The sequence below is a fragment of the Pseudomonas sp. FSL R10-2189 genome, assembly GCF_009600325.1.
GTDB lineage: Bacteria > Pseudomonadota > Gammaproteobacteria > Pseudomonadales > Pseudomonadaceae > Aquipseudomonas > Aquipseudomonas helleri.
On sequence record NZ_WIVZ01000001.1, the window covers coordinates 99,942 to 126,414 of the forward strand.

21 protein-coding genes are annotated in these 26,473 nt (G+C 59.4%); 8 read left to right on the forward strand and 13 right to left on the reverse strand.

Annotation, left to right across the window (positions count from 1 at the left end; all coding sequences use genetic code 11):
- Window positions 1–234: 234 nt before the first annotated feature.
- The 3 genes from GHO32_RS00470 to GHO32_RS00480 all read right to left on the reverse strand — a co-directional run bounded on the left by GHO32_RS00470 (window position 235) and on the right by GHO32_RS00480 (window position 6,220).
- A complete protein-coding gene (locus GHO32_RS00470; RefSeq protein WP_153336932.1) occupies window positions 235–630 on the reverse strand; it encodes an endonuclease domain-containing protein in 396 nt (131 codons plus the stop codon).
- 612 nt (window positions 631–1,242) lie between these two features.
- A complete protein-coding gene (locus tag GHO32_RS00475; RefSeq protein WP_368668313.1) occupies window positions 1,243–3,780 on the reverse strand; it encodes a PepSY domain-containing protein in 2,538 nt (845 codons plus the stop codon).
- Between the two features lie 139 nt (window positions 3,781–3,919).
- Complete coding sequence (locus tag GHO32_RS00480; protein WP_153335274.1) at window positions 3,920–6,220, reverse strand: TonB-dependent siderophore receptor; 2,301 nt, start codon at window positions 6,218–6,220, stop codon at window positions 3,920–3,922.
- Window positions 6,221–6,437: 217 nt separating this feature from the next.
- On the opposite strand from GHO32_RS00480, the gene GHO32_RS00485 reads away from it, so the two are divergent.
- Window positions 6,438–7,118 carry a Fe2+-dependent dioxygenase gene (locus tag GHO32_RS00485; RefSeq protein WP_153335275.1) on the forward strand — a complete coding sequence of 227 codons (681 nt, stop codon included), beginning with the start codon at window positions 6,438–6,440 and terminating at the stop codon, window positions 7,116–7,118.
- Window positions 7,119–7,121: 3 nt separating this feature from the next.
- Window positions 7,122–7,880 carry a tetratricopeptide repeat protein gene (locus GHO32_RS00490; RefSeq protein WP_153335276.1) on the forward strand — a complete coding sequence of 253 codons (759 nt, stop codon included), beginning with the start codon at window positions 7,122–7,124 and terminating at the stop codon, window positions 7,878–7,880.
- Window positions 7,881–7,953: 73 nt separating this feature from the next.
- On the opposite strand, the gene GHO32_RS00495 is transcribed toward GHO32_RS00490, so the two are convergent.
- Window positions 7,954–9,117, reverse strand: coding sequence for a type III PLP-dependent enzyme (locus GHO32_RS00495; protein WP_153335277.1), 1,164 nt, complete (start codon window positions 9,115–9,117; stop codon window positions 7,954–7,956).
- Window positions 9,118–9,514: 397 nt separating this feature from the next.
- Window positions 9,515–11,749, reverse strand: a complete 2,235-nt coding sequence (locus tag GHO32_RS00500) for a TonB-dependent siderophore receptor (protein ID WP_153335304.1) — start codon at window positions 11,747–11,749, stop codon at window positions 9,515–9,517.
- A 184-nt stretch (window positions 11,750–11,933) separates the two neighbouring features.
- Here GHO32_RS00500 and GHO32_RS00505 point away from each other — a divergent pair, with 184 nt between their 5' ends.
- The 4 genes from GHO32_RS00505 to GHO32_RS00520 all read left to right on the forward strand — a co-directional run bounded on the left by GHO32_RS00505 (window position 11,934) and on the right by GHO32_RS00520 (window position 16,027).
- Complete coding sequence (locus tag GHO32_RS00505) at window positions 11,934–12,692, forward strand: response regulator (RefSeq protein WP_153335278.1); 759 nt, start codon at window positions 11,934–11,936, stop codon at window positions 12,690–12,692.
- Window positions 12,693–12,711: 19 nt separating this feature from the next.
- A complete protein-coding gene (locus GHO32_RS00510; RefSeq protein WP_153335305.1) occupies window positions 12,712–14,085 on the forward strand; it encodes an ATP-binding protein in 1,374 nt (457 codons plus the stop codon).
- A gap of 110 nt (window positions 14,086–14,195) precedes the next feature.
- Window positions 14,196–15,071, forward strand: coding sequence for an alpha/beta fold hydrolase (locus GHO32_RS00515; RefSeq protein ID WP_153335279.1), 876 nt, complete (start codon window positions 14,196–14,198; stop codon window positions 15,069–15,071).
- A gap of 38 nt (window positions 15,072–15,109) precedes the next feature.
- Complete coding sequence (locus tag GHO32_RS00520; RefSeq protein WP_178113821.1) at window positions 15,110–16,027, forward strand: LysR substrate-binding domain-containing protein; 918 nt, start codon at window positions 15,110–15,112, stop codon at window positions 16,025–16,027.
- Window positions 16,028–16,590: 563 nt separating this feature from the next.
- Here GHO32_RS00520 and leuD read toward each other — a convergent pair.
- The 6 genes from leuD to GHO32_RS00550 all read right to left on the reverse strand — a co-directional run bounded on the left by leuD (window position 16,591) and on the right by GHO32_RS00550 (window position 22,257).
- Window positions 16,591–17,205: a 3-isopropylmalate dehydratase small subunit gene (leuD, locus tag GHO32_RS00525; RefSeq protein WP_178113826.1), complete on the reverse strand. Its 615-nt coding sequence runs from the start codon at window positions 17,203–17,205 to the stop codon at window positions 16,591–16,593.
- Window positions 17,202–18,623, reverse strand: a complete 1,422-nt coding sequence (gene leuC, locus GHO32_RS00530) for a 3-isopropylmalate dehydratase large subunit (protein ID WP_153335282.1) — start codon at window positions 18,621–18,623, stop codon at window positions 17,202–17,204. Before leuC ends, leuD begins: the two co-directional genes overlap by 4 nt.
- A 182-nt stretch (window positions 18,624–18,805) precedes the next feature.
- Window positions 18,806–19,963, reverse strand: coding sequence for a betaine/proline/choline family ABC transporter ATP-binding protein (locus GHO32_RS00535; RefSeq protein ID WP_153335283.1), 1,158 nt, complete (start codon window positions 19,961–19,963; stop codon window positions 18,806–18,808).
- Window positions 19,960–20,613 (reverse strand): ABC transporter permease, encoded by a 654-nt coding sequence (locus tag GHO32_RS00540; protein WP_153335284.1) that lies wholly within the window; start codon window positions 20,611–20,613, stop codon window positions 19,960–19,962. Before GHO32_RS00540 ends, GHO32_RS00535 begins: the two co-directional genes overlap by 4 nt.
- A gap of 9 nt (window positions 20,614–20,622) precedes the next feature.
- Window positions 20,623–21,516: a glycine betaine ABC transporter substrate-binding protein gene (locus GHO32_RS00545; protein ID WP_153335285.1), complete on the reverse strand. Its 894-nt coding sequence runs from the start codon at window positions 21,514–21,516 to the stop codon at window positions 20,623–20,625.
- Between the two features lie 24 nt (window positions 21,517–21,540).
- Window positions 21,541–22,257: an ABC transporter permease gene (locus tag GHO32_RS00550; protein WP_048367262.1), complete on the reverse strand. Its 717-nt coding sequence runs from the start codon at window positions 22,255–22,257 to the stop codon at window positions 21,541–21,543.
- Between the two features lie 337 nt (window positions 22,258–22,594).
- Here GHO32_RS00550 and GHO32_RS00555 point away from each other — a divergent pair, with 337 nt between their 5' ends.
- Window positions 22,595–24,178, forward strand: a complete 1,584-nt coding sequence (locus GHO32_RS00555) for a peptide chain release factor 3 (protein WP_153335286.1) — start codon at window positions 22,595–22,597, stop codon at window positions 24,176–24,178.
- Entirely contained in the window at window positions 24,165–24,356 is a 192-nt protein-coding gene (locus GHO32_RS00560) for a hypothetical protein (RefSeq protein WP_153335287.1), read from the forward strand. The genes GHO32_RS00555 and GHO32_RS00560 overlap by 14 nt, the downstream gene beginning before the upstream one ends.
- 165 nt (window positions 24,357–24,521) lie before the next feature.
- On the opposite strand, the gene GHO32_RS00565 is transcribed toward GHO32_RS00560, so the two are convergent.
- Both GHO32_RS00565 and GHO32_RS00570 read right to left on the reverse strand, forming a co-directional pair.
- Window positions 24,522–25,496 carry a peptide ABC transporter ATP-binding protein gene (locus tag GHO32_RS00565; protein ID WP_153335288.1) on the reverse strand — a complete coding sequence of 325 codons (975 nt, stop codon included), beginning with the start codon at window positions 25,494–25,496 and terminating at the stop codon, window positions 24,522–24,524.
- Window positions 25,496–26,464: an ABC transporter ATP-binding protein gene (locus GHO32_RS00570; protein WP_153335289.1), complete on the reverse strand. Its 969-nt coding sequence runs from the start codon at window positions 26,462–26,464 to the stop codon at window positions 25,496–25,498. The genes GHO32_RS00565 and GHO32_RS00570 overlap by 1 nt, the downstream gene beginning before the upstream one ends.
- Window positions 26,465–26,473: the final 9 nt, after the last annotated feature.

A 26,473-nucleotide genomic window follows, 5' to 3' on the forward strand; every position in this document is an offset into this window, starting at 1 on the left:
AGCATCCCAGATCGCCAAACCCGGTCGCCTTTTGGGCGAGCGATGACTATAGGCGCCGTACGGCAAACGCAGCAATTGGCAAAGCTGTGCGAAACATCCCGAATAATCGTGAGAGCAAAAGCCCCTCACCCTAGCCCTCTCCCGGAGGGAGAAGGAACCGATTGGGGGTTGCTTGAGCATGTTTACAGTCTGAAAGTAGTGCCATTGAATCCAGAAACAACCCGGTCAGCTCCCTCACCCGGAGGGAGAGGGCTGGGGTGAGGGCGCTTTTAACATTCGCCCGGCCACGCGATACACCTCTTCCATTACCTCATTCATTTGTTCAGGCACCTGCCGGTTATCAAACCTCAACACGGTGATCCCCAGACCTTGCAGGTAAGCGGTTCTACGCCGGTCGTAGGCCAGCGACTGCGCATCAAAATGCTGGCCGCCATCGAGTTCTATGGCCAGTTTCAACTCAACACAATAGAAGTCCAATACAAAGGGCGGGCAAGGATGCTGGCGGCGGAATTTTAGATTCAGCAGTTGTCTGGCGCGTATTTTTTGCCAAAGGCGTAACTCGCAGTCGGTTTGCTCGACGCGTAAACGCCGGGCGAACTGGCGTTGCTCATGGGTGAGGCGTGGCAGCATGTTTCACTTTCCTGTGAAAAGTTGATGTGCCAAGTTCAGCGTAGTTGTTTAAATCTTCACTGCCGCCCACTGAGTGTGGATATTACAGAGCTAGCTGTAAGAAAGTTCCTTTATTAAGTGTGAACACAATATTTTTTGATTCTTAATCTAGTCTTATAAAACAGAAATATTTCAGGCTTGTATTAGCCAAAGGGACTAGTTATGAGAAGAGGCAATATAAAAAGATCGGTCATCAACTATATAGCCAGCACTTTATTTATTCTGCTTGGCATTGTAGCCCCCGCTTATGGCGCCGCGCTGTGCAATGGCGGCCCGGCGCTGCTGGGCGGGGTGCGGTGTGACATGTTACCGATTGGCGGCGGCTCGGCGTTATGTTTGTTTATCGGTGTTGATAATAATGCCAATGGCCGAGTTGAAGGAGGAACTTCTGATACGTGCATCTTGATTGACGCCAATAATAAACAGCACCCTGGCTACAGTTGTACCCAAGCGTGTAGGAATACTAACGATTGTTCCAGGCCGCAGTGTTTATCTTCAAAAATATCAGGCAATAAATAAAAATATTTCGGCACATAAACACCGCCCTGACTTTTATCAGGGCGGTATTTTTGATCAATAAACATCCCGGCGATAACGCCCTTGCTCGATCAGCTGTTGCACCGCATCAGCCCCGAGCAGGTCGATCAGCGTTTGATCCACGCCCGCTGCCATGCCGTTCAGGCTGCCGCAGATGTAAATCGCCGCACCGTCTGCCAGCCAGCGACGCAGTTCATCGGCAGCCTCGCGCAGCCGGTCTTGCACATACACCTTGTGCGCCTGGTCTCGTGAGAAGGCCAGGTCCAGTCGGGCCAACTCACCACTGGCCAACCAACCTTGCAGTTCGTCGCGGCAGTAGAAGTCGTGCGCCGCATTGCGTTCGCCAAACAACAACCAGTTTGGCTGCTGGCCTTGGGCGATTCGGGCCTTGAGCAAACTGCGCAGCCCGGCAAGCCCGGTGCCGTTACCCAGCAGGATCAACGGGCAAGGTTCGGCAGGCAGGTGGAAGCCGCTGTTGCGCCGCAGCCGCAGGCTGATTGCAGCGCCCAGTGGTGCATGTTCGGTCAGCCAACCTGAGCCCAGGCCCAGGCTGCCATCGGGGTGGCGCTCCTGGCGCACGATCAGTTGCAGCACGCCGTCCTGGGGGATGGAGGCAATCGAGTATTCGCGCATGTTCAACGGGATCAGGGCGTCGACCAGCGCCTGGGCGTGGAGGCCGACCAAGTGCCCGCGATTCTCTGGCAATTGGCGGCTGGCCAACGCTTGAGCGAGGGTTTCTTGCAGGCCATCCAGATGCACCGGTGTGTTTGCCGACAAGCCCAACCCATCGAGCAGGTGTTCAACCGCCCACGTCGATTGCCTTGGCATCACCTCAACCAGATCTCCTGCCTGCCAGGTGAAGCTGGCGTCAGGCGCGCTGAGGCCCAGCAGGTAAACCCCGGAACCGCTGCTGTCAGGGTTAAGCAGTTGCCGTTGCTCAAGGGTCCAGTTGTTGTAGCTCGGCGCTTGCCAGTTGGCGCCGGGCACAGCGCCTGTGAGTTGGCTGAGGTGCACTTGCCAGTGGTGCAGGGCTTCGGGGTCGCCACTGTCGACCTGCACCGGGCTGAACAACGACTGCGCGCCACGCTCTGCCAGCCATTGCTGGATACGGGTGGCAAAGCCGCAGAAGTGCGGGTACTGGCGATCACCCAAGGCCAGCACCGAGTACTTGAGGGCGCTGAGGCTCAGCGGTTGGCCGAGGATTTTGCGTTCAAAGCCGCGCGCGCTGTCCGGGGCTTCGCCATCGCCAAAAGTGCTGACAACAAACAAGGCATTGCTGGCCTGCTGTAAGTCTTCTTCGCTGACGGCGGCCAATGGCTGGACGCGCACCGGCAAGCCTGCCGCCTGCAATTGCCCGGCAGTCTGCCAGGCCAGTTGTTCGGCAAAACCGCTTTGGCTGGCAAAGCCGATCAGCCAGGACGGCGCATCGCTCTGGGTGTCGCTAAAGCCCTGACGCGCCTGTTTGACCTGACGCTTTTTGCGCCGACGGTCCAGGTACAGCAACCAGCCGGTAATAAAGAACAGCGGCATGGTCAGGGACGCCACGGTGACCAGCACGCGCCCGGTAATACCCCAGTAGCTGCCGGTGTGCAGGGCGTAGATGCTGGTCAGCAATTGCGCCTTGTAGCTTTTTTCGTCATAGCGATCGACGCGCTTCACCACGCCGGTGGCCGGGTCGAGGGTGATCTGGTTGAGGGCTCGCTCATGGGGCGAGGTTTTCAACAGGTAATAGACCGTCGCAGGCATGCCGCCAGCAGGGGGCATGCGGATGTTGAACTGGCTCAGGTCAGGCCCGGCGGCTTTCTGGATACTGGCCCACATCGCTTCATAATCAGCCACCAGCGGTGCGCCACCGGCATTCGGCGGCCCGCCGCGCCCGCCTTTGCGTTGTTCGCTGTGGGGGCTGTCGGAGAAGAGTTTTTGCAGGCCTTTGTTGTACCACTCGTAGGACCAGGACAAGCCGGTCAGGGCGGCCAACAGGTAAAAGATCAAGCACCAGGTGCCGGCCACCGCATGCAGGTCCCAATTGAAACTGCGGCCTTTTTTCGCCCAGTCCAGGGTCAACCAGGCGCGCCAGTTCAATGCCTTGCGCGGCCAGCGCAGGTACAAGCCCGACAGGCAGAAGAACAGCAACATCAGGGTGCAGGCCCCGGTGATCTGGCGGCCGGTATCACCGATGGCCAGAAAACGGTGCAGTTGCAGCATCAGGTTGAAAAAGCCGAGGCCCGAGACCTCGCCCTGGTAGTCGCCGGTGTACGGGTCGACATAGCGCACCTGGCCACGGCGTTCGCCCGGCGGCGGGGTGAAAAAGATACGCGAGGCGCTGTCGGTGTCAATGCCGCCCCAAATCATGGCCACTTGTTTGCCTTCGGTGGCCTCGACTTTATGCACCAGTTCGGCAGGCGGCAGCACGCCGCCGTCGAGCTTCTGGACCTTGAGCACGGTCGGATTGAGCCAGTCCAGTATCTCGTCCTGAAACGACACGGTCGCGCCTGTGATGCCCATCAGGGCCAGGACCAGCCCTGCGGTTATTCCAAAAAACCAGTGCAGCTGGAACAGGGTTTTCTTAAACACGACGGCCGCCTTGCTCGCTCAATGAATTGCGTCACCGCGCATTATGCCGTGACCGCGTTGTTTACACGCAAATGCCCCGGCCATGGTTGGGTCGGGGCACTGGTTGTCGCTGTGGGCTGGCCCACAGTGGCTTGCGCGCTTAGAAGTGGAAGCTGGTAGTCAACAAGGCTGTACGGCCTGCCGCCTGATTGGCGAAGTGTGCCGCATACGCTTTGTCGTAGTACGTTTTGTCCGTCAGGTTTTGCACGTTCAGTTGCAGGTCGATGTTTTTGGTCAGCTTGTAGCTGGCCATCGCATCGTAGCGAGTGTAGGACGGCACATAAACGGTGTTCGCCGTGTCGCCATAGACCGCGTCGACATAGAACGCACCGCCGCCAATGGTCAGCTTCGGCATGACTTCATAGGTGGTCCACAGGCTGAAGCTGTTTTTCGGCGTGTTCGGCATTTCGTTGCCTTTGTCCGACACTGCAGCCGTGTTCACGCTGCCGTTACGGTTGGCTTTCATGCCCGGATCAACCAGCTCGCTTTTCAGGTAGCTGTAGCCTGCAAACACTTGCCACTTGTCTGTGATTTTGCCGCTGGCCGACAGCTCGATACCGTCTACACGGGATTTACCGGCGTTTTCATAGGTGTACGAGTCGGTCAGGACACGGGTGTTTTTCTTCTCGGTACGGAACACCGCAGCGGTCAGGGACAGACGGTCCTGGAACACATCCCACTTGGTGCCCAGTTCGTAGTTAACGGTTTCTTCAGGCTTCAGGTCGCTGGTGATGATGCTGCCCGGCGTGACCAGGCCATTACCTTCGACGCCTTCACCAACGATGCCGCCTGGCGGTGTGGCCGACGTGGCATAGGACAGGTAAACGCTGCCGTTATCCAGGGGTTTCCAGACAAGGCCGGTCTGCCAGTTGAAGAAGTTGCTGTCGTTTTTGGCTTTGGTACGGCCCGTCGCGGCGTTGGTGTTCGCGGTGGTATCAAACTGGTCGTAACGCAGGCCGGCGTTGAGCAGCCATTGCGGGTCGAGTTCGATGGTGTCAAACACGTAGGCGGCTTTGGTCACGCCCACGGTGTTGGTGCCGTAGTAGTTGCGCGCTTCGGTGCCGGTCCACTCGTCACTCGGGTTCGGGTTGGACAGCGAGGTGCACTGGCCGCCGCTGTTGCCGACTTTGTCCGGGGTGCAATTAGGGTTGCTGTTCGGCGTCACGGTGTAGCCGCTGGCGCGGGTTTCTTCGCGAGTGAACTCAACACCGGTGGAGTAGGTGTTCTTGAAGCCCGCCAGGTTGAAGTTTCCGTACAGGTCAGTCTGGTTGGTGGTGGTCTGGGTGGTCGACACACGGGTGTTGGCGCGGCGCCAAACGGTACCGTACTGGTTCACGTTGTGCTGGCTGTCGTCCGGCTGGGTCAGGATGTAGTCCTGGCCGGTGTTGCCGTGACGGAAGGTGTTCTTCACGGTCATCGAATCGTTGAAGTCGTGTTCGAACGTGATGGTGCTGATATCGACACGGGTCTTGCGGAAGTCGCGGTCTTTGAGGCCGTAGAAGTTGTTGCTGTTGCCGCCGTCGTCCGGTTTGTCGTGTACGTGCGCGGCGGTTTTAGACGCGCTGCCGTAGCCGTAAGGAATGCCCGAATCTGGCAGATCGTCGCTTTTGAGGTGGTAGTAGCTGAGGTTCAGACGGGTGTCGGTGCCCAGGCCGAAGGTCAGCGAGGGGGCGATGCCCCAGCGGTCGTAGTTGACCGAATCACGGCCTGCGACGTTTTGCTCGTGGCTCATCAGGTTCAGACGGAACGCGGCGGTGTCGAGGAACTGACGGTTGATGTCGACGGTGTAGCGGCGGGTCTGGTCCGAGCCGTAGGTGAAGCCACCGTTGAGGAAGTCGCCCAGTTTTGGGGTCTTGCTCACCAGGTTCAAGCTACCGCCCGCCGAGCCGCGGCCACCGAACGACGAGTTCGGGCCTTTGCTGACTTCGATGGATTCGATATCGAAAATTTCGCGGGTTTGCCCGCCTGCGTCACGCACGCCATCCAGGTAGGTATCGCCCTGGGCGTCAAAACCACGAATAAAAGGACGGTCGCCTTGCGGGTTGCCGCCTTCGCCTGCGCCGAATGTCACACCCGGTACGGTGCGCAGGGCGTCTTGCAGCGAGGTGGCGGCGGTGTCTTGCAGCACTTGCTGCGGGATGACGGTGACCGAGCGCGGCGTGTCGACCAGCGGCGCGGTGTACTTCTGGGAGCTGGCTTTTTCTGTCTGGTACGACTGCTGGGTCTGCTCACCGGTCACGGTGGTTGCACCCAAAGAAATACTGTTGCCCTGCACTGGCTTTTCGGTGCTTTCAGCGGCCTGGGCCATCTGGTTAGCAGAGGTTGCCGTGAGCGCTACACCGATGGCCGAAGCCAGTAAACGCGGTGAATTGGCAGGTATTTTTATACGTTGGCGCGACATGTGAAGATCCCTCCCCCCGGAATTTGAGGGCGGAATATAGTGCAAACAATTCCTCCTAACAATTGAGAGGGATTACTATTCGCGCTAAATTTACATTCTTTACAATTTGCCGTTACGGGTTTTGCAAGGCTATTCGTCTCCCGATTTTTAACAAAGTTTTACACGAGCAATAAGAATCAATACCATTGGCACCCTTCTCTTGTTCAGGTATCGCGCCATGCTGCTGCACATTCCCGGCTTGTTCTCCCGTGAAGAAGTCCAGCGCATCCGTGAGGCGCTGATGGCCACAGAGTGGGCCGACGGCAAAATCACCGCCGGGTATCAGTCCGCCAAAGCCAAGCACAACCTGCAATTGCCCGAAGGTCACCCGCTGGCCAAGGAAATCGGCGCGGCGATGATCGAACGCTTGTGGCAAAACCCTTTGTTCATGTCGGCGGCTTTGCCGCACAAAGTGTTCCCGCCGCTGATCAACTGCTACACCGGTGGCGGCAGCTTCGACTTTCATATCGACAATGCGGTGCGCCAGCCCAAGGGCAGCCCGGAGCGGGTGCGCACGGACGTGTCGGCCACCCTGTTTTTCAGTGACCCGCAGGACTACGACGGCGGGGAGCTGGTGATCCAGGACACCTACGGTGTACAGCAGGTCAAGTTCCCGGCGGGGGATATGGTGCTGTACCCCGGCACCAGCTTGCACAAGGTCAACGCGGTGACCCGTGGCGCCCGTTTTGCCTCGTTTTTCTGGACCCAAAGCCTGGTCCGTGAAGACAGCCAGCGCACCTTGCTGTTCGAGATGGACAACGCCATTCAGCAATTGAGCCGCGATGTACCCGATCACCCGTCACTGATTCAACTCACCGGCACCTACCACAACCTGTTGCGCCGCTGGGTTGAGGTGTAAGCCATGAGCTTTCAATTACGCCGCGAAGAACTGCTCAGCGGCGAGCAACTGCAAAGCATGCTCGCCGAGAACCCGGCCCGTGCCGCACAAGCCATTTTGATGGCCGCCAAGCAAGGCATCCTTGAAGGGCAAGCGCTGCTCGGCCAGATCCTGCTGGAAGGGCAGGGCATTGAGCGCGACGTGCCGTTGGCCTTTCGCTGGTTCGCCATTGCTGCCAACGGCGGGCACTTGATGGCGCGCAACATGCTCGGGCGCTGCCTTGAACATGGCTGGGGGTGCGAACTGGATGAGCGCGCGGCTGCCAGCCATTACCGCTTGGCAGCTCAGGGCGGGCTTGATTGGGGGCTGTACAACTACGCCAACTTGCTGGCGACCGGTCGCGGTGTGGTGCAAGACCAATACGCAGCGTTTGCGCTGTACCGCGAAGCCGCGCACTTGGGGCACGCCAAGTCAATGAACTTGCTGGGGCGCTACCTTGAAGACGGTCGTTATTGCCCGGCAGACCCGCAGGCCGCGCGCCAATGGTATGAACGCTCCGCCCATGCCGGTGATTTTCGCGGGCAGTTCAGCCACGCCGCCGTGCTGGCCGAGCGCGGTGATGTAGAGGGTGCTCTGGTCTGGCTGGAGCGTGCCCAGGCCATCGGCAACCTGAAGTTTTTGCGGGTCAGCCGCGTCGCGTTGCTTGAGGCCAAAGAGCCGGCCATTCGGGCCATGGGTGAGGTGTATCAAGCGCGAATCAACACCTTGCAGCAGGCGGTGTGACACCCATCGGCGGCACCTTCAGGCCATAAAAAACCTCCCCGGAGGCCAATCCGGGGAGGTTTTTTTGTAAGGCTTACAGGTAGAACGACTTCAGCGGCGGGAAGCCATTGAACTCAACGGCGCTGTAGCTGGTGGTGTAGGCACCGGTCGACAACCAGTACAGGCGATCACCGATGGCCAGGTTGAGTGGCAGGCCGTACTTGTAGTTTTCGTACATGATGTCGGCGCTGTCGCAGGTAGGACCGGCGATGACCACTTCCTCCATTTCGCCTTTCTTTTCAGTCCAGATCGGGAACTTGATGGCTTCGTCCATGGTTTCGATCAAACCAGAGAATTTGCCGACATCGGTGTACACCCAACGCTCAACAGCGGTGCGCGACTTGCGGGCGACCAGGACCACTTCACTGACCAGAATCCCGGCATTGGCGATCAACGAACGGCCCGGCTCCAGAATGATTTCTGGCAGGTCGTCACCGAAGTCTTCTTTCAGGAAGCGAATGATTTCTTCGGCGTAGGTTTCCAGGCTGTTGGTACGGGTGATGTAGTTGGCCGGGAAGCCGCCACCCATGTTGATCAGCTTGAGCACGATGCCGTCTTCTTCTTTGAGGCGCTCGAAGATCACTTTGACTTTGGCGATGGCCGCGTCCCACACGCTGATGTCGCGCTGCTGCGAACCCACGTGGAACGAAATACCGTAAGGCACCAGGCCCAGGTCGCGGGCCAGGATCAGCAGGTCCATGGCCATGTCGGTCTGGCAGCCGAACTTGCGCGACAGCGGCCAGTCAGCCGTGGTCGAGCCTTCAGTGAGGATGCGCACGTAGACTTTGGAACCCGGTGCGGCTTTGGCAATGTTGCGCAGGTCGGCTTCGGAGTCGGTCGAAAACAGGCGCACGCCTTTTTCGTAGAAGTAGCGAATGTCTTTGGATTTTTTGATGGTGTTGCCGTAGCTGATGCGATCCGGGGTCACGCCCTGGGCCATGACTTTGTCCAGCTCGTAAATCGAAGCGATGTCGAAGCTCGAGCCTTTGTCGCGCAACAGGTTGATGATTTCAACGGCCGGGTTGGCCTTGACCGCGTAGTACACCTTGGCGAATTCGAAACCCGCGCGCAGGTCGTCATAGGCCTGAGCGATCATGGCGGTGTCGATCACCACAAACGGGGTTTCTTGGGTGTCAGCGAACGCCTTCATTTTTTGGAAGGTTTCGCGCGCGAAATATTCTTCGACCTGAATCGACATACGTAGGGACTCCTAAGTGGCAAACGTCATAAATCAATGGGTGCAAATGAACATCCTCCGTATCCCCACTTTGGTTCGCCTACTTCCCAAGGCATGTCCGCCGAAAGCTTGCTCTCTCGTCGTCAGTACTTGAGCCGGATGGATCGTTTCCAGCATGGATGTTCGGCGCGAACTTTAGGGCGTGACTGCGCTGAGATCAACTAAAAATGTCGCATTTTTATAAGCCTTCGTCGGGTCGCCAAAGTGAGCTATTTAAGTAACCGACCTTGATGACGGTGTGATGTTCCCAGCGTGGCTTTTTTGCCCGTTGCCCAATAGACGAAGCCCGCCATAGGGCGGGCTTCGGTAGTTGCACATTGAAGCGTGGCTTACCTGGGGGGAAGGATCTGGCCGGGCCTCAAAATGCAGTACTCAGGGTCAACGACAGGCTGCGCGGATCACCATAAATGGCGCCTGCATAAAAGCCGTATCGGGTGTAGTAGGTTTTGTCGAAGAGGTTGTTGGCATTCAGGGTCACGGCCGTGTCATCGGTGAGGTCGTATTTGGCCATTGCGCTCCAGATGGCGTAACCCGCCCAGGTCACGTCGGTAGGGCCGCGGCTCACACCGTTAGTGGGAATGCCCGCCGGGGTGGACGTGGCGCGAATGCTGGTTTGCGCGGTGACGCCGGTGCCTACGGTCAGGCGATCAAGAGCACCTGACAAACGGTAGGTGGTCGACGCCTTGAACAGGTGCGAGGGGTCACTTTGACCGTCGGCGTTGAGGCGGCGAAAGTGCAGGTAGGTGTAGCCACCGTAGACATTCCAGTTGGGCGTCAATGCGCCGGAGACTTCGAGGTCGATACCTTCGGTTTCTACGCCAGTGCCCGTGGTGTACGCCTGGTTACCGGTGGGCGTGGTATTGGCGCCATCGGTCACCGCCTTGTTTTCCTGACGGGTCAGGAAGTAGGCCGCTTGCGCATTGACCTGGCCGTCGAACCATTCACCTTTAATACCGGTTTCATAGCTCTGACCGCGAATCGGCTCGATCTTGTTGCCGTTGGCGTTCTCTTCGCTTTGCGGGCTGAAGATGTCGGTGTAGCTGGCGTACAGCGAGTAGGTGTCGTTGAGGTCATACACCGCGCCCAGGTAAGGCGTGACGATACCGTTTTGCTGTTGATTGCTGCGCGCACCGTTGGTCGACAACGTGGTGCTGCTGTAGTCGCTGATGCGCGCGCCGAGGATCACCGACAACGGGTCGGTAATGCTCAGGCGGGTGGCCGCATACATGCCTTGCAGGCGGGTGGTGGTTTTGGTGTGCAGGCCGGTCTTGTAGGCGTTGATCCGGTAGTCGCTGTCCACCCCGTTGTGCCAGTCGGTAATCGGGAAGCCGTTGTTGGCGCGGAACTGGCACCCCAACGCGCTGGCGCTGGTGCGGTCATCGCTGACCATGTTGCAACGGTACTGAGGCGACCAGGCGACGGTGCGGCTGTCGTTGTAGCCGAACATGGCCTGATGGGTACGGCCAAACAGGCTGAAAGGGCCGGTCACGTCGACTTGCGCCGATTGCTGGGTGGTGTCGGTGGAGCTGTGCAGGCCGTTGAGTACGGCGCCGGTGCCATCCTGATTCCAGTAGCCGCCGAATGCGCCGCCGCCTTTGGAGTTGACCTTGGCCAGCCCACGGTGATTCAAGGCTTCAGTGGTGCTTTGCGAGGCTTTGACGTTGAGCGTCCAGTCATTGTCAAAACGATGCTCCAGCGAGCCAAACGCCGTACGGGTTGTGTATTCGCCAAAACTCCAGCTCGGCACCACGTTGGTGCTTCGCGGCAGGTGGGTTTTACTGCCATCGCCATACCAGATCGGGATGTTCGCACCCCAGCCGCCGCCGACGTTTTTGTAGTACTCGTATTGATAGCCAGCGCCCAGGGTTGTGGCGTCGGTCAGGTCAAATTCAAAGTTGGCCAGTGCGGCCCGCGAACGGTCGGATTGATGGTCGCGGAAAGAGTTGGAGTCTTCTTGGGTCATGACCAGGCGCGAGCGCAAGCGGCCATCTTCTGACAAGGGCACGTTGAGGTCAGCGCCCAGGCGCCGTTTATCCCAGCTGCCATAGGTGGCGTAAGCACGGCCGCCAAACTCGAAGCCCGGACGTTTGCGCATCAGGTTGACGGTGGCCGACGGGTCGCCGGTGCCGCCCAACAGGCCATTGGCACCGCGAACGATGTCGATACGTTCGTACATGTCCATGTTCAGCGAGTTGCCGGCGCCACTGAAGTCCGAGCCGCCCGGGAACTGCAGACCGTCGGTTTTCCAGTTGGTAATCGGATAGCCGCGTGCCCGGTACTCGGTGCGCCCGCCCACTTCCGACTTGCTCATGGTGATGCCGGGTGCGCTGTCCAGCGCTTGCTCGATATTGGTGATCTGGCGGTCGGCCATTTGTTCCTGAGTGATGGTGGTGACCGACTGCGGAGTTTGGCGCGGGGTAAGTTTCATGCCCGTCGAACTGGTGGTGCTCTTGACGGTGTAACCCAGTTGGCCGGTGCTTTCATCGGCGGAGGGCTGGGTGCCCTGGACATTGAGGGTGTCGAGTTCCAGCGACGCGGCGCCAACCTGTTGGCTGGCCATGCCGAGCATTGCACTGAGGCCCATGGCGACCATGATTGCGACAGGGCTGCGGTGTGCTGAAAGGCGAGAAGGGGTGCTTAACATCAATGGTCGTGCTGAGAGGTCCGTCATCATGCCCTGCGTTGTCATTGGTAATACTTCGTATTTGCAGATAATGTTTGGTAGCATTTTAGGCATCGCGCCGTCAGGCACTATTACGGATATGTCTGGATGTGTAATGGAATGTAATGAACGGTACATTTTGCCCGCCGCCAAACCGCTTCCAGACGCCAAGACGCTGCTGGTGGTGGATGACGATGATGAAATCCGCGAGTTGTTGTGCGACTACCTGAGTGAGAACGGCGATCAGGTGCTGGCCGCCGCCGATGGCCTGGAGATGTGGGCACACCTGGAGCGCCAGGCGGTCGACCTGGTGGTGCTGGACGTCATGCTGCCGGGCGAAGACGGCCTCAGCCTGTGTCGCCAGTTGCAGTCGCGCCCCGGCCTGAGTGTGATCATGCTGTCGGCCAAAGGCTCAGCGCTGGATCGCATCATTGGTCTGGAAGTGGGCGCCGATGATTACCTGACCAAGCCTTTCGAGCCCCGTGAGCTGGTGGCCAGAATCAAGGCGGTGATGCGTCGACAAACACGGGCCGAGTCCGTTGTGGATCGCCCGGCCACGACCCATCGCGAGTTCGCCGGTTATCGCCTCGATGATGTAAAGCGCCTGCTGCACACCGCGGATGGTCAAATCCTTACCTTGCCGCGCTCCGATTTCAGGGTGTTGCGTGATTTGCTCCAGGCCCGTGAGCAGGTACTGTCCCGCGATCAATTAACGCTGAGTGCAATGGGTCGTGAATACGCGCCCGACGATCGCTCGATCGACATGTGCATCAGCCGCCTTCGCCAGCATTTCAAGGACGGGCCCGTGCAGATCGTGACCGTGCGCAATGAAGGCTATCTGTTGAGTGTCTCCAGCCCTGAAGCGGCGGTTTAGCCCGGTGCGCGACCTGCTGCTGAAGGGGTTGATGCGCCTGTGGCCGAAAACCCTGTTTGGCCAACTGACGCTGATTCTTGTCAGCGGCACACTGGCCATTCAATTGTTGTCGAGCAGCATCTGGTTCGACGTGCGTTATGCACAGGTGCTTGAAGCCCCGGTCCGGCTAATGGCCAGCCGAACCGCACCACTGATTGACCAGCCCGGTTGTTTGCCGGGTCAGCCGCAGACAGCACCGGCCAATTACACGGTCAGGTGTCTGGCCGCGAAACCCGACATCCAACCTGAAAACGACCGTGCTGCCCGACGCACAGCGCTGCTATTGAAACAGGCGCTGGCATATGAATTGGGGCACGAGCCCACGGTTGAAATGATCGAGGTCGACCTCACCGATGCCGAAGGGCAGCCGCTGGTCTGGCGCAGCCTGTTTGGCCTGCAAACGGCCACGGCGCACATCGACTTCGCGGTGCCGCTGGCCGACGGTCATTGGTTGAGCATCGAGGGGCACGAGTTGCAGGGCTGGAGCGGTGAGTCGGCGTGGGCCTTGATTGCCGACTACATTCTGCGGGTCTATGTGGTGCGCATTATCGGCGTGATCGGCATGTGCTGGCTGGCGGTGCGGCTGTGCCTGCGCCCGCTTAAACGGCTGAGTGACGCCGCCAATGCGCTGGGCGATAACCTGGATCAGAAGCCGTTGGCGGTTGAAGGGCCGCTGGAGGTTCGCCAAGCCGCCCAGACCTTCAACGCCATGCAAAAACAGATTGTCGCGATGGTCAATGACCAGAGCTTTTTTCTTGCGGCGGTGTCCCACGACCTGCGCACGCCATTGACCCGCATGCGCTTGCGCATCGAGCGGTTGAGCGATCTCGATCAGCGTGAACGCTTGAAGCAGAACATCTATCAAATGGACAAGATGATTACCCAGGTACTCGTCTATTTGCAGAGCGCCAACCAGCACACGTGCCAGTTTATTGATGTCGACAGTGTGTTGCGCAACCTGTGCGCAGAGTTGTCGACCCCCGCCGAGCCGTTGCCGGTCAGCGGTCGGGGCGGGATGATCTACGCCAACGGCGTGCTGTTGCACCGTTGCTTGCAGAACTTGCTGGTAAACGCACAAGCCTATGCCTGCGACATCACCCTTGAGGTCGAGCGCTCGTCTAGCGGCGTAACGTTGCGCATCAACGATCGCGGGCCGGGCATTGCGCCAGCGGTGTTGCAGTCGATCACCGACCCGTTCGTGCGCGCCGATCACTCGCGCAACGATCAGTCCGGCGGTTTTGGTTTGGGCTTGAGTATCGCCAAGCGCATCGCCGTCAGCCACAAGGGCAGCCTGACGCTGAGCAATCGTGAAGGGGGCGGTTTGACCGCCTGTGTGTTCTTGCCCGCTCAATGAGGGGGGGCGATGCGATGTATCACACTTCATGAACCGAGCCGCCACGGTTTGGCCCTTGCAGCAAAATTTGAGGGCCCTAGCATGGGCTGACCATTAGAAGGAGCAGCCTCATGTTCGCGGGATTTCAAACAGCTCAGCGCCAGGTCAATGGCGTTCACATTGCCTACCGTATTGGCGGCAGCGGGCCGGGTTTGTTGCTGATCCATGGCCACCCGCAAACGCACGTCATCTGGCACAAAGTCGCCGAGCAGTTGGCGGAGCACTTCACGGTGGTCGCGGCCGACTTGCGCGGTTACGGCGACAGCGAAAAGCCCGAAGCGGTGGCCGATCACAGCAACTACAGCAAACGTGAAATGGCCCGCGATTCGCTGGCGTTGATGCGCAGCCTGGGGTTTGAGCAGTTTTCGGTGCTGGCCCATGATCGCGGCGCGCGCGTGGCTCATCGTCTGGCGCTGGATCACCCGCAGGCCGTCAGCCGTTTGGTGATGCTCGACATCGCCCCGACGCTGGCGATGTACGCGCAGACCGACGAAGCCTTTGCCCGGGCTTACTGGCACTGGTTCTTTTTGATTCGCCCGGCGCCGCTGCCGGAGCGTCTGATCGAAGCCGACCCCGAGCAATACCTGTTGAGCGTGATGGGCAGTCGCAGCGCCGGTTTGCAGCCGTTTACGGCGCCTGCGCTGGCCGAATACGTGCGCTGCATTCAATTGCCGGGTACGGCGCGGGGGATCTGCGAGGACTACCGCGCCAGCGCCAGCATTGACCTTGAGCATGACCGCGAAGACATCGACGCCGGTCGGCACCTGAACCTGCCGGTGCTGGTGCTGTGGGGCGCGCAAGGGACGGTCGGTCGCTGTTTCGACCCGCTGGCCGAATGGCAGAAAGTCGCAACCGATGTGCGTGGTCAGGCGTTACCGTGTGGGCACTACATTGGCGAAGAAGTCCCCCAATTGCTGCTTGAGCACGTGCTGCCTTTTTTGCGCTGAGCTATTCTCTGCATTCTTGTCGCCACGCGTTCATGACCATGCCGCCCAAAAAAGACACTGCGCCGCTGCCTGAAGACCTGCGGGTGTTCCTCACGGTCGTGCGCAAAGGCGGCTTTGCCGCGGCGGCAGAAGAGCTGGGGTTGTCCCCGGCCTATGTCAGCAAACGTATCCAGATCCTTGAAACCACCCTGGGCAGCCGCTTGCTGCACCGCACCAGTCGACGTGTCGCCCTGACCGACGACGGTGAGCGGGTGCAGCGCTGGGCGGTACGCATCCTCGATGATGTTCAGCAATTGCAGGACGAACTGTCCGAAGCGCATACAGAGCCCCGTGGCCGTTTGCACCTGTGCAGCAGCTTTGGCTTTGGCCGCAACCATGTCGCGCCGGCCATTTCGTTACTGACCGAGCAGTACCCCGAACTGGAAATCCGCCTGGATGTGTTTGATCGTGTGGTGGACATTGTGCATGAAGGGTTCGATCTGGAAATCCATGTGGGCGATGACATTGCCGGTCAACACATCGGCCGTCGTCTGGTGACCAACAACCGCGTGCTGTGCGCCTCGCCCGACTACCTCACGCGCCGGGGCGTGCCTGAGTCGCTGCAAGATTTACAGCAGCACGATTGCCTGGTGCTCAAAGAGCGCGACAACGCGTTTGGTATCTGGCAACTGCAAGGCCCGGAAGGTGAAGCCAGCGTGAGGGTTAGCGGGCCGCTGTCTTCCAACAGCGGCGAAATCGTATTGCAGTGGGCGCTGGACGGGCGCGGTGTGTTGCTGCGCTCGATGTGGGATGTAAAACCGCTGCTGGACCAAGGGCGGCTGGTGCAAGTGCTGGCCGACTACCGGCAAAGCGCCGACGTATGGGCGGTGTACCCGACGCGGTTGGCCAATTCTGGCAAGTTGCGGGTGTGTGTGGAGTTTTTGCAGGCGCACTTGCGACAACTCTCCACCTTGTAGGAGCGAGCTCGTCTCGCGATCTTTTAAAGATCAACAGATCGCGAGACAAGCTCGCTCTTATCAAACATAAAATAAGTGATTGATTCTAAAGGCCTTGTAGGAGCGAGCTTGCTCGCGATCTTTTGATCTTGATCTGGCTTTTGATCTGAGAGGCCCCGTTAAACCACGCTGGCCGAACGCAGGTTTTGCGCAGTGGGTAACCCGGCAGGACGCCGGGTTAGCCGCGACACGGCCAGGGATGGCCGATCGCGGCGGGCCCACGGAGTAAGGCCTGTGGTGAGGGCATGCCGAGCCACAGCGAGGCACCGAGGGGTTGGGGCAAAAAGCGTTTGGTTACTTTGCGCTTTCAAAGTGACGCGCCGTAAGGGCGGAACCCTAAGTGGCCGTTGCCGCAGCAATGGATATGTACCCAAGAATCCCGAAGTGGATGGTTTTACGGCTGCACGCAGCCGATCGCAGCCTTCGTACCTCGTCAGCGACTACAGTGTCCTGTTTGATGCGCGACAGTGCGGCGTCGAAGACGGGGCGGCAACTCCTACAGGGGGCTGGGGTGAGGGCGCTTTTCAGCGCAACCAGGGATTAGCCTGCAAATGCCGCTGCTCAAATTCACGAATCTGCACGCTGCGCTGCAAGGTGCTGCCTATCGCATCCAGCCCCTGTAACAGCGCGGTTTTGCGCAAATCGTCGATCTTGAATTCAATCACTGAACCCTCCGCCAGGCGGATGCTTTGCGTGATCAGGTCTATCGTGATTTCAGCCGTTTCGGGCTGGCTGATGAGTCGGCCCAGCGCCTGCACCAATACGTCTTCCAGGGTGATCACCAGCACGCCGTTGCGCTGGCAGTTGTCATAGAAAATCCCGGCGAAGCTGCTGCCAATCAGTGCGCGGATACCCAGCTGTTTCAAGCCCCAGACCGCATGCTCGCGGCTGGAACCACAGCCGAAGTTCGGCCCGGTGACCAGAAAACGTGCGTCTTGCCACGCGGGCTGGTTGAGGATGAACTCAGGGTTTGGCGCGCCCGAGGGCAGAAAGCGCAGGTCGAAAAACACGCCGCGATCCAGCCCGTTGCGATCAATACCTTTAAGAAACTGCTTGGGCATGATCACGTCGGTGTCGATATTGGCGGCGAGCAGGGGCGCGGCCTTGCCGCTGACGGTGGTGAAAGGTTGCATGCTCAGAGTCTCCCGGCAAGTTGGCGAACGTCAGTGAGGTGGCCGGTAATGGCGGCGGCCGCGACCATGGCCGGGCTCATCAGGTGGGTGCGTGCCCCGGCGCCCTGGCGGCCTTCGAAGTTGCGGTTGGTGCTGGAGGCGCAGCGGTCGCCGGGCGCGAGCACGTCATCGTTCATCGCCAGGCACATCGAGCAGCCAGACTGGCGCCACTCAAATCCAGCTTCGATAAAGATCTCCGCCAAGCCTTCTGCTTCAGCCTGATCGCGCACCTGGGTGGAGCCTGGAACGATCATGGCGCGAACATGGGCTGCGACTTTGTGGTCGCGCACAACGTGGGCCGCTTCGCGTAAATCTTCAATCCGGGCGTTGGTGCAGGAGCCGATAAAGGCGTGGCTGATGACCACTTCATTCAGCGCCATGCCGGGCTCCAGGCCCATGTAGTTCAAGGCGCGGCGCATGTCCTGGCGCAGAATCAAATCACTCACGCCCAGCGGGTCAGGCACGGTGCTGCCAATGGTGGCGGCCTGGTCGGGGCTGGTGCCCCAGGTGACCATGGGTTGCAACTCGCTGGCGTCCAGGTGCACTTCTTGATCGAAGCGTGCGCCGGGATCGCTGTACAGCAAGCGCCAGCAGGCCACGGCGCGTTCCCATTGCTCGCCTTGCGGGGCGCGTGGCTTGAGTTGCAGGTAGGCGAACACTTTGTCATCGGGGGCCATAAAGGCGCCGCGAGCACCGGCTTCGACGGCCATGTTGCAGATGGTCATGCGCGCTTCGACACTGAGCGCCTCAATGGTTGAACCGGCAAACTCGATGGCGTAGCCGCTGGCGCCGGAGGCACCGATCTTGCCGATCAGAGCCATGATCACGTCTTTGGAGGTCAGCCCTGTGCCCAGCTCACCGTCGACTGTGACACGCATGCTTTTCAGGCGTTTATACACCAGGGTCTGGGTGGCCAGCAGGTGCTCGATTTCCGAGGTGCCGATGCCGAATCCAAACGCACCCAGTGCGCCGTAGGTGGTGGTGTGGCTGTCACCGGCGGCGATCACCATGCCGGGCAAGATAAACCCTTGTTCCGGGGCGATGACGTGTTCGATGCCCTGGCGCTTGTCGAGCACATCAAACAGCTCGATGGCGAACTTTTCGCAGTTCTGTTGCAGGTACGACACCTGTAACGCCCCACCCGCATCGGCCATGGCGGCAACGCGCAATGGAGCGGTCGGGTTCACATGGTCAACCACCGCCAGTGCAGTTTGCGGGCGCCACACATCGCGCCCGGCCTCACGCAAACCGCTGAAGGCTTGCGGACTGGTGTATTCGTTAATGACCTGACGGTCGATGTAGAGCAAAACATGCCCTTGGTCATCGAGCGCGCACACGGTGTGCGCATCGATGTGCTTGTCATAGAGGGTTTTGGCGTGGGTCATGGGTCAGGCTCGCAGCGAAAGGCATGCGAGCCATCATAAGGACGGGCGGTGCACCATCAATGGCCAGGCAGTGATGGCTCAGATCATGATTCGTGTTGGATAAGCTCTGTAGAAGCGAGCTTGTCTCGCGATCTTTTAAAGGCCAAAAGCTCGCGAGACGAGCTCGCTCCTACAGGGGCGGTTTAAGCGGAGGCTATTTCAGCCGGTGAAACGATGCTGGTTTTGGCCCCGCGTGAACGGCCCGAACTCAGATAGGCGGCGATCGATTCCTGGGTCACTTCACCGAGGAACACACGCTCGGCGTCCATCACCGGCAACCAGGAGCGGTTGAACTCGTACATGCGCGACAGCAGGATGCGCAAGTGTTCGTCGTAGGCCGCCGTGGCGTTGAATTCACGCAGGAATTGGCCGCAGGTGCCGGTTTGGCGGTGCAGGTCGCGACGGCGGACATAGCCCAGCGCCTTGTTGTCGGCGTCGGTGACGACGACATAGCGGCGGTCCAGCTCGTCCATCAGGTCCAGCGCTTCGGCCACCGGCGTTTCCGGACTCACCGACGGTGCGTTGTCGGCCGCGTCTTCAGCCTTGACCAGCAGCAAGCGCTTGAGCGTGCTGTCCTGGCCGACAAAGTTGCTGACAAAGTCGTCGGCCGGGTGCGCGAGCAGGGTGTCCGGGTGGTCCATCTGCAGCAGCTTGCCGCCACGGAAGATGGCGATCTTGTCGCCCAGCTTGATGGCTTCGTCGATGTCGTGGCTGACCATGATCACGGTCTTGTTCAGCGCACGCTGCATCTCGAAGAATTCGTTCTGGATCATTTCGCGGTTGATCGGGTCGACCGCACCGAACGGCTCATCCATTAACAGCAGCGGGGCGTCGGCCGCCAGGGCGCGGATCACGCCGATACGCTGTTGCTGGCCACCCGACAGTTCACGCGGGTAGCGGTGCAGGTACTGCTTGGGTTCCAGCTTGATCATGCTCATCAGTTCGCGGGCACGGGCATGGCACTTTTGTTTGTCCCAGCCCAGCAGGCGCGGTACCACGGTGATGTTTTCTTCGATGGTCATGTTCGGGAACAGACCGATCTGCTGAATCACGTAGCCAATGTTGCGGCGCAGTGTCACCGCGTCGAGGTCGGTGGTGTCTTCGCCGTTGATCAAAATCTTGCCGGAGGTCGGTTTGATCAGGCGGTTGATCATCTTCAGCGTGGTGCTTTTGCCGCAACCCGATGGCCCGAGGAACACGCAGATTTCGCCTTCGTTGACGGTCAGGCTCACCGAGTCCACGGCTTTGACGTCTTTGCCGTTGCTTTGGAAGGTCTTGCTGAGGTTTTGAAGTTCGATCATTTCAGTAATCCTTTTGGAGTCAACGAGCGTTGCAGCCATTGCAGAAGCAGGTCAGCGACGATGGCCAGAACACTGACCAGGACCGCGCCGACGATCAGCATCGACATGTCGCTGCGGCTGATTGCAGCCAGAATAAGTACACCCAGACCGCCAGCACCGATGGTGGCGGCGATGGTCATGACACCGATGTTCATCACCACGGCGGTGCGCACACCGGCCAGAATCACCGGCACAGCGATGGGCAGTTCAACCATGCGCAGGCGCTGGGCGAAGGTCATGCCGATGCCGCGTGCCGCTTCACGAATACCCGGCTCTACGCCGGTGAGGGCGAGGTAGGTGTTGCGCATGATCGGCAGCAGCGAATACAGGAACACGGCGGTAATGGCGGGCATCGGGCCCAGGCCCTGGCCGAACTTCGAGTAAAACGGCAGCAGCAGACCAAACAGTGCAATGGACGGGATGGTCAGCATCACTGTGGCGCTGGCTTGCATGGGGCCAGCCAGCGACGGGAAGCGGGTCATCAGCACGCCCAGCGGCACGCCGACCACAATGGCCAGGGTGACGGCAATGCCGACCAAGGTGATGTGCTGCCATGTCAGATGCGCAACCAGCGACCAGTCCATGTGGGAAAAGGCGTTTAGAAATTCCATGTCTTCTCCTCAGTTGAGTGGATGTTGGCGCAGAAAGTCTGCGGCGACTTTGGACGGGCTTTCGTGGTCAACGTCGACCCGAGCGTTGAGCTGACGCATGGTTTCGTCGTCCAGCAGGTCAGCCAGCGGCTTGAGTTGCGCTTCGAGGTCCGGGTGCGCATCCAGGAAGGCTTTACGCACCACTGGCGCGGCGGTGTAGTCCGGGAAGTAGTGCAGGTCGTCGTCGAGCAGCTTGAGGTTGAAGGCGCTCAAACGACCGTCAGTGGTGTACACCAGCCCTGCAAACACCTGGCCGTTTTTAAGGGCGGTGTAGACCAGGCCTGCGTCCATCTGGCGGATGTTTTTGCGCGTCAGGTCCATGTCGTACAGCTTGACCATGCCTTGCAAACCGTCGGAGCGGTTGGCGAACTCGGTGTCGAGTGCCATCAGGGCGTTTTTGTTTTCCGGGTCACGCAGCGCCTTGTCCAAGTCACTGATGGTGTTGATGTCCGGGAACTCTTCAGCCACGTTTTGTGGCAATGCCAGCGCATAGGTGTTGCTGAACTTGGACGGGTGCAGCCAGATCAGGCCCTTTTTCGCGTCGACTTCTTTCACGCGGTCGTAGGCGTGATCTTTGTCGAGCTTCTCGGTGATGTGGTTGTAGGCCACCAGCGACACGCCGGTGTATTCCCAGACCATGTCCAGTTGCCCGGTTTCATGGGCGCTGCGTGCCAGGCTGCTGCCCAGACCGCCGGTTACCTGGGCGTTATAGCCCTTGCTGTTGAGGTACTGGGCGGTGATTTCCGCGAGCAGGGTTTGCTCGGTAAACACCCGCGCACCGATGCGGATGGTGGGTTTTTCTGCGGCCTGAACAATTCCTGCGAACAGCAGGATGCAGCCTAATATCAAGCTAATTTTCTTCATGATTATTCCTTTCCTCAGCCCGACCTATGAAGGTCGCAGACCGCGTTCCAACCAGCGGCGGCTGATGAGTATCACCAGGCCGTCGAGCAGCAATGCCAACAGCGCGGTACAGGCTGCGCCAAGGATCAATTGCGGCTGATTGTTGAGGGCAATGCCAGGGAAAATCAGACTGCCCAGGCTGTTGGCGCCAATCAGGAAGGCCAGCGGCGCAGTACCGACGTTAATCGCCAGTGCAACCCGCACGCCGCCCATGATGATGGGCACGGCATTGGGCAATTCGACACGCCACAGCACTTGGCGCGGGGTCATGCCGATACCGACAGCGGCTTCTTTGAGTGAGGCAGGAACGTTTTTCAGGCCTTCGTAGGTGTTGCGCACAATGGGCAGCAACGAGGCGAGAAACAGCGCGAAGATAGCAGGCCCACTGCCGATCCCCAGAAAACCCAGGGCAATGGCCAGTACTGCAAGCGGTGGAACGGTGTTACCGATGTTGAAGACCTGCATGAAACGTTCGGCATGCCCGACCATGTTCGGTCGGCTTAACGCAATGCCAGCGGGTATCCCTACAAGGAGGGCGATAAACATTGAAGCGAGTACGAGGTACAGGTGGGCTTGCAGGTAGAACAACAGATCATCTTGATAGTGTTCGATAGTGCTTATGCCGATCCAGTGGACCAACAGGGCCAGGACCGCGATCACAACCGCGCATCCTATAAGCCCTTTACCATAGCGATTAGCCATAGGCGGACTCCTTTTTTTTCAGTCGGCGGACACATTACCGTGTGGCAAGGCCATTTCTGGCTGCCGGCAATGCGTTCGCGAAGAGCAACAGGTGGGGCGAAATGCACCCCAATGGCCTGTCATTAGCGCAGCCTCGTCAGACTAACTTGCTGATAATTCAGCCCCTGACACGTTGTCGTATCAAAGGAATGGACGCCTCCACTGTTTAAAAGGTTCACATTTTTTACGGCACATTGCCACCCTTGTCCGACGAGCAAGGGCGTGAACGGTGGCTGTACGTCCCTGATTTGGGCTATAATCCGCGCCCTTTTTTGAATCAATTGTCAGGCGATTTCCCATGACCCATCAGGCCGCCGAAGTCGCGAAACGCCGCACTTTCGCCATTATTTCCCACCCCGATGCGGGTAAAACCACCATCACCGAGAAGCTCTTGCTGATGGGCAAGGCGATTGCGGTCGCTGGTACGGTGAAATCGCGAAAGTCCGACCGCCATGCCACCTCCGACTGGATGGAAATGGAAAAGCAACGGGGTATTTCGATTACCACGTCGGTCATGCAGTTCCCGTATCGCGACCACATGATCAACCTGCTCGACACTCCGGGCCACGAAGACTTCTCGGAAGACACCTACCGCACATTGACGGCGGTCGACTCGGCGTTGATGGTGCTCGACGGCGGTAAAGGTGTTGAGCCGCGCACCATCGCCCTGATGGACGTTTGCCGTCTGCGTGACACGCCGATCGTCAGCTTCATCAACAAACTCGACCGTGACATTCGTGACCCGATCGAATTGCTCGACGAGATCGAAGCCGTCCTCAAAATCAAGGCCGCGCCGATCACCTGGCCGATTGGTTGCTACCGCGACTTCAAGGGCGTTTACCACCTGGCGGACGACTACATCATCGTCTACACCGCCGGGCACGGTCATGAACGTACCGAAACCAAAATCATCGAAAAGCTCGACTCCGACGAAGCCCGCGCCCACCTGGGTGACGAGTACGATCGTTTTGTCGAACAGCTTGAGCTGGTGCAGGGCGCCTGCCACGAGTTCAACCAGCAGGAGTTCCTCGACGGCCAACTGACCCCGGTGTTCTTCGGTACGGCGCTGGGCAACTTTGGTGTCGACCACGTGCTGGACGCGGTAGTTGACTGGGCACCGATGCCGCTGGCCCGTGTGGCCAACGAGCGTGTGGTTGAGCCCGTTGAAGAAAAATTCACGGGCTTCGTGTTCAAGATTCAGGCGAACATGGACCCTAAACACCGCGACCGTATCGCCTTTATGCGCATTTGCTCGGGCAAGTACGAAAAGGGCATGAAGATGCGCCACGCGCGTACTGGCAAAGACGTGCGTATCGGCGATGCACTGACGTTCTTCTCCTCCGAGCGTGAACAACTCGAAGAAGCCTACGCGGGCGACATCATCGGTTTGCACAACCACGGCACCATCCAGATCGGTGACACCTTTACCGAGGGTGAAAACCTCAGCTTCACCGGTATTCCGCACTTCGCCCCGGAACTGTTCCGTCGCGTGCGTCTGCGCGATCCGCTCAAGTCCAAGCAGCTGCGCCAAGGCTTGCAGCAACTGGCCGAAGAGGGCGCCACCCAGGTGTTCTTCCCGGAGCGCAGCAACGACATCATTCTGGGCGCCGTGGGTGTGCTGCAGTTCGACGTGGTCGCGAGCCGCTTGAAAGAAGAATACAAAGTGGAATGCTCCTACGAGCCAATCACTGTGTACTCGGCGCGCTGGATCGACAGCAGCGATAAAAAGAAGCTGGAAGAGTTCAGCAACAAGGCCGTCGAAAACCTGGCCGTCGATGGCGGCGGGCACCTGACTTACCTGGCTCCGACCCGCGTCAACCTGGCGTTGATGGAAGAGCGTTGGCCAGACATCAGCTTCCGCGCAACGCGTGAGCACCACTAAGCGCTCCGGCGTTTACGGGTTAAAAAAAGCGAAGCTTTCGGGCTTCGCTTTTTTTTATGCCCGGCTATTCCAAACAGGTCTATCGCCCGCTTTAAGTGGTGTTGGTGTTGCTGACGGCCAGGGCGGCAGCTCTGGCGATGACAGCAGCGATGCCGACGATGGCGACAGCCAGACCTAAACCCTGGCTGGTCACTTAACTCTGTGGGAGCGGGCTTGCTCGCGATGGTCGTTAACGATGACGCGTTTTGCCGAATAAATGAGGCGCTCTAAAGGCCATCGCGAGCAAGCCCGCTCCCACTCTTATTAAGTGAACTGCATTGGCGCCTACAGCCAGGGTTTTGCGCTACGCCTGCAAAAACTGCTCCGCGTGATGGCAAGCCACCTGGCGGTTATCCAGCACACGCAATGTCGGTTCATGAGTGCTGCAAAACTCGGTCGCGTATGCGCAGCGCTTGTGGAAGGCGCACCCGGAGGGCGGGTTGAGCGGGTTGGGCAGTTCTCCGGCGATTTTGATTTTCGGCTTGAGCGGGTCCGGGTGAATGGTCGGGGTCGCCGACAATAGCGCTTGGGTGTAAGGGTGCAGCGGCCGGGTGTAAATTTCTTCTTTGGGGCCCATTTCTACCGGGCGGCCCAAGTACATCACCAGCACTTCATCGGCCACATGCCGCACCACCGCCAGGTTGTGCGAGATGAAGACGTAAGCGGTGTTGAACTCTTGCTGCAAGTCCATGAACAGGTTGAGCACCTGCGCCTGAATCGACACGTCGAGCGCCGAGGTCGGCTCATCGGCCACCAGCACTTTGGGTTGCAGCATCATGGCCCGTGCCAGGGCGATGCGCTGGCGCTGGCCACCCGAAAACATGTGCGGGTAGCGGTGGTAATGCTCAGGGCGCAAGCCGACCTGTTTCATCATGGCCTGGACTTTTTCGCGGCGTTCGCTGGCGCTCAGGGCGGTGTTGATCAGCAGCGGCTCGGCCAGTTGGTCACCGACCTTTTGCCGTGGGTTGAGCGAGGCGTAGGGGCTTTGGAAGACCATCTGCACGTCTTTGCGCAGTTGCTTGCGTGCGGCCTTGTTGGCGCCTGCCACTTCTTGCCCGGCGATTTTCAATGAGCCCGAAGAGGGTTCTTCGATCAGGGTCAGGGCGCGGGCGAGGGTTGATTTACCGCAGCCGGATTCACCGACCACGGCCAGGGTTTTGCCGGCTTCAAGTTCAAAAGACACGCCGTTGAGCGCACGGACCACGGCATGGCCTTTGAACAGGCCGCGGGACACTTCGTAATGGCGGGTCAGATCACGGGCAGTCAGAACAACAGTCATTACGCCACCTCCTGATTCAAGGGGAAGAAGCAGCGCACCTGGCTGTGAGCTTTGGGTTCAAGGGCCGGACGTTGCTGGCGGCAGGTGTCTTGCACGTACGGGCAGCGCGGGGACAGCAAGCAGCCCAGCGGGCGGTCGTAACGGCCGGGGACGATGCCGGGCAAGGTCGCCAGCCGCGCAGCGCCCATGCTGTGTTCCGGGATGGCCGCCAGCAATGCTTCGCTGTACGGGTGCGCCGGGACGTCAAACAGCCCCGGCACGTTGCCGACTTCGACCGCTTGGCCTGCGTACATCACGCACACGCGCTGTGCGGTTTCAGCGACCACGGCGAGGTCGTGGGTAATCAGCACCAGGGCCATGTCCTGCTCGCGCTGCAGGTTGAGCAGCAGGTCCATGATCTGCGCCTGAATGGTCACGTCGAGCGCGGTGGTTGGTTCGTCAGCGATCAGCAGTTTGGGTTCGGCGGCGATGGCCATGGCGATCGCAACGCGCTGGCTCATGCCCCCCGACAACTGGTGCGGATAAGCCTGCATGCGGCTGGCCGCTGCGGGGATCTCGACTTTTTCGAGCAGTTCGATGGCGCGTTTGCGGGCGTCTTTTTTTGACATCTTGAGGTGCAGGCGCAGCACTTCTTCAATCTGGAAACCCACGGTGTAGCTGGGGTTCAAGGCGGTCATCGGGTCTTGAAAGACCATCGCCATGTCTTTGCCGACCACTTGCCGGCGTTGACGCGGGCTGAGGGTCAGCATGTTTTTGCTGTCGAAGGTCAGGGCGTCGGCGGTGACAATGCCGGGGGCATCGATCAGGCCCATCAGCGCCATCATGGTCACGGACTTGCCCGACCCCGATTCGCCGACAATGGCCAGTACTTCGCCTTTATCCACAGACAGGCTCAAACCATCGACAACCGGCACGGCGTTGGCGTCGCCAAAACGAACGTTGAGATTCTTGATTTCTAGCAATGACATGGGAATCTC

What these genes read in the sequence shown, in the direction of transcription:
- leuC (WP_153335282.1), bottom strand. Translation starts at nt 18,623, where the DNA reads ATGACCCACGCCAAAACCCTCTATGACAAGCACATCGATGCGCACACC.
- GHO32_RS00565 (WP_153335288.1), bottom strand. Translation starts at nt 25,496, where the DNA reads ATGACTGTTGTTCTGACTGCCCGTGATCTGACCCGCCATTACGAAGTG.
- GHO32_RS00520 (WP_178113821.1), top strand. Translation starts at nt 15,110, where the DNA reads ATGCCGCCCAAAAAAGACACTGCGCCGCTGCCTGAAGACCTGCGGGTG.
- GHO32_RS00535 (WP_153335283.1), bottom strand. Translation starts at nt 19,963, where the DNA reads ATGATCGAACTTCAAAACCTCAGCAAGACCTTCCAAAGCAACGGCAAA.
- GHO32_RS00485 (WP_153335275.1), top strand. Translation starts at nt 6,438, where the DNA reads ATGCTGCTGCACATTCCCGGCTTGTTCTCCCGTGAAGAAGTCCAGCGC.
- GHO32_RS00515 (WP_153335279.1), top strand. Translation starts at nt 14,196, where the DNA reads ATGTTCGCGGGATTTCAAACAGCTCAGCGCCAGGTCAATGGCGTTCAC.
- GHO32_RS00480 (WP_153335274.1), bottom strand. Translation starts at nt 6,220, where the DNA reads ATGTCGCGCCAACGTATAAAAATACCTGCCAATTCACCGCGTTTACTG.
- GHO32_RS00550 (WP_048367262.1), bottom strand. Translation starts at nt 22,257, where the DNA reads ATGGCTAATCGCTATGGTAAAGGGCTTATAGGATGCGCGGTTGTGATC.
- GHO32_RS00570 (WP_153335289.1), bottom strand. Translation starts at nt 26,464, where the DNA reads ATGTCATTGCTAGAAATCAAGAATCTCAACGTTCGTTTTGGCGACGCC.
- GHO32_RS00500 (WP_153335304.1), bottom strand. Translation starts at nt 11,749, where the DNA reads ATGGTCGCCATGGGCCTCAGTGCAATGCTCGGCATGGCCAGCCAACAG.
- GHO32_RS00540 (WP_153335284.1), bottom strand. Translation starts at nt 20,613, where the DNA reads ATGGAATTTCTAAACGCCTTTTCCCACATGGACTGGTCGCTGGTTGCG.
- GHO32_RS00470 (WP_153336932.1), bottom strand. Translation starts at nt 630, where the DNA reads ATGCTGCCACGCCTCACCCATGAGCAACGCCAGTTCGCCCGGCGTTTA.
- GHO32_RS00495 (WP_153335277.1), bottom strand. Translation starts at nt 9,117, where the DNA reads ATGTCGATTCAGGTCGAAGAATATTTCGCGCGCGAAACCTTCCAAAAA.
- GHO32_RS00505 (WP_153335278.1), top strand. Translation starts at nt 11,934, where the DNA reads ATGGAATGTAATGAACGGTACATTTTGCCCGCCGCCAAACCGCTTCCA.
- GHO32_RS00555 (WP_153335286.1), top strand. Translation starts at nt 22,595, where the DNA reads ATGACCCATCAGGCCGCCGAAGTCGCGAAACGCCGCACTTTCGCCATT.
- GHO32_RS00490 (WP_153335276.1), top strand. Translation starts at nt 7,122, where the DNA reads ATGAGCTTTCAATTACGCCGCGAAGAACTGCTCAGCGGCGAGCAACTG.
- GHO32_RS00545 (WP_153335285.1), bottom strand. Translation starts at nt 21,516, where the DNA reads ATGAAGAAAATTAGCTTGATATTAGGCTGCATCCTGCTGTTCGCAGGA.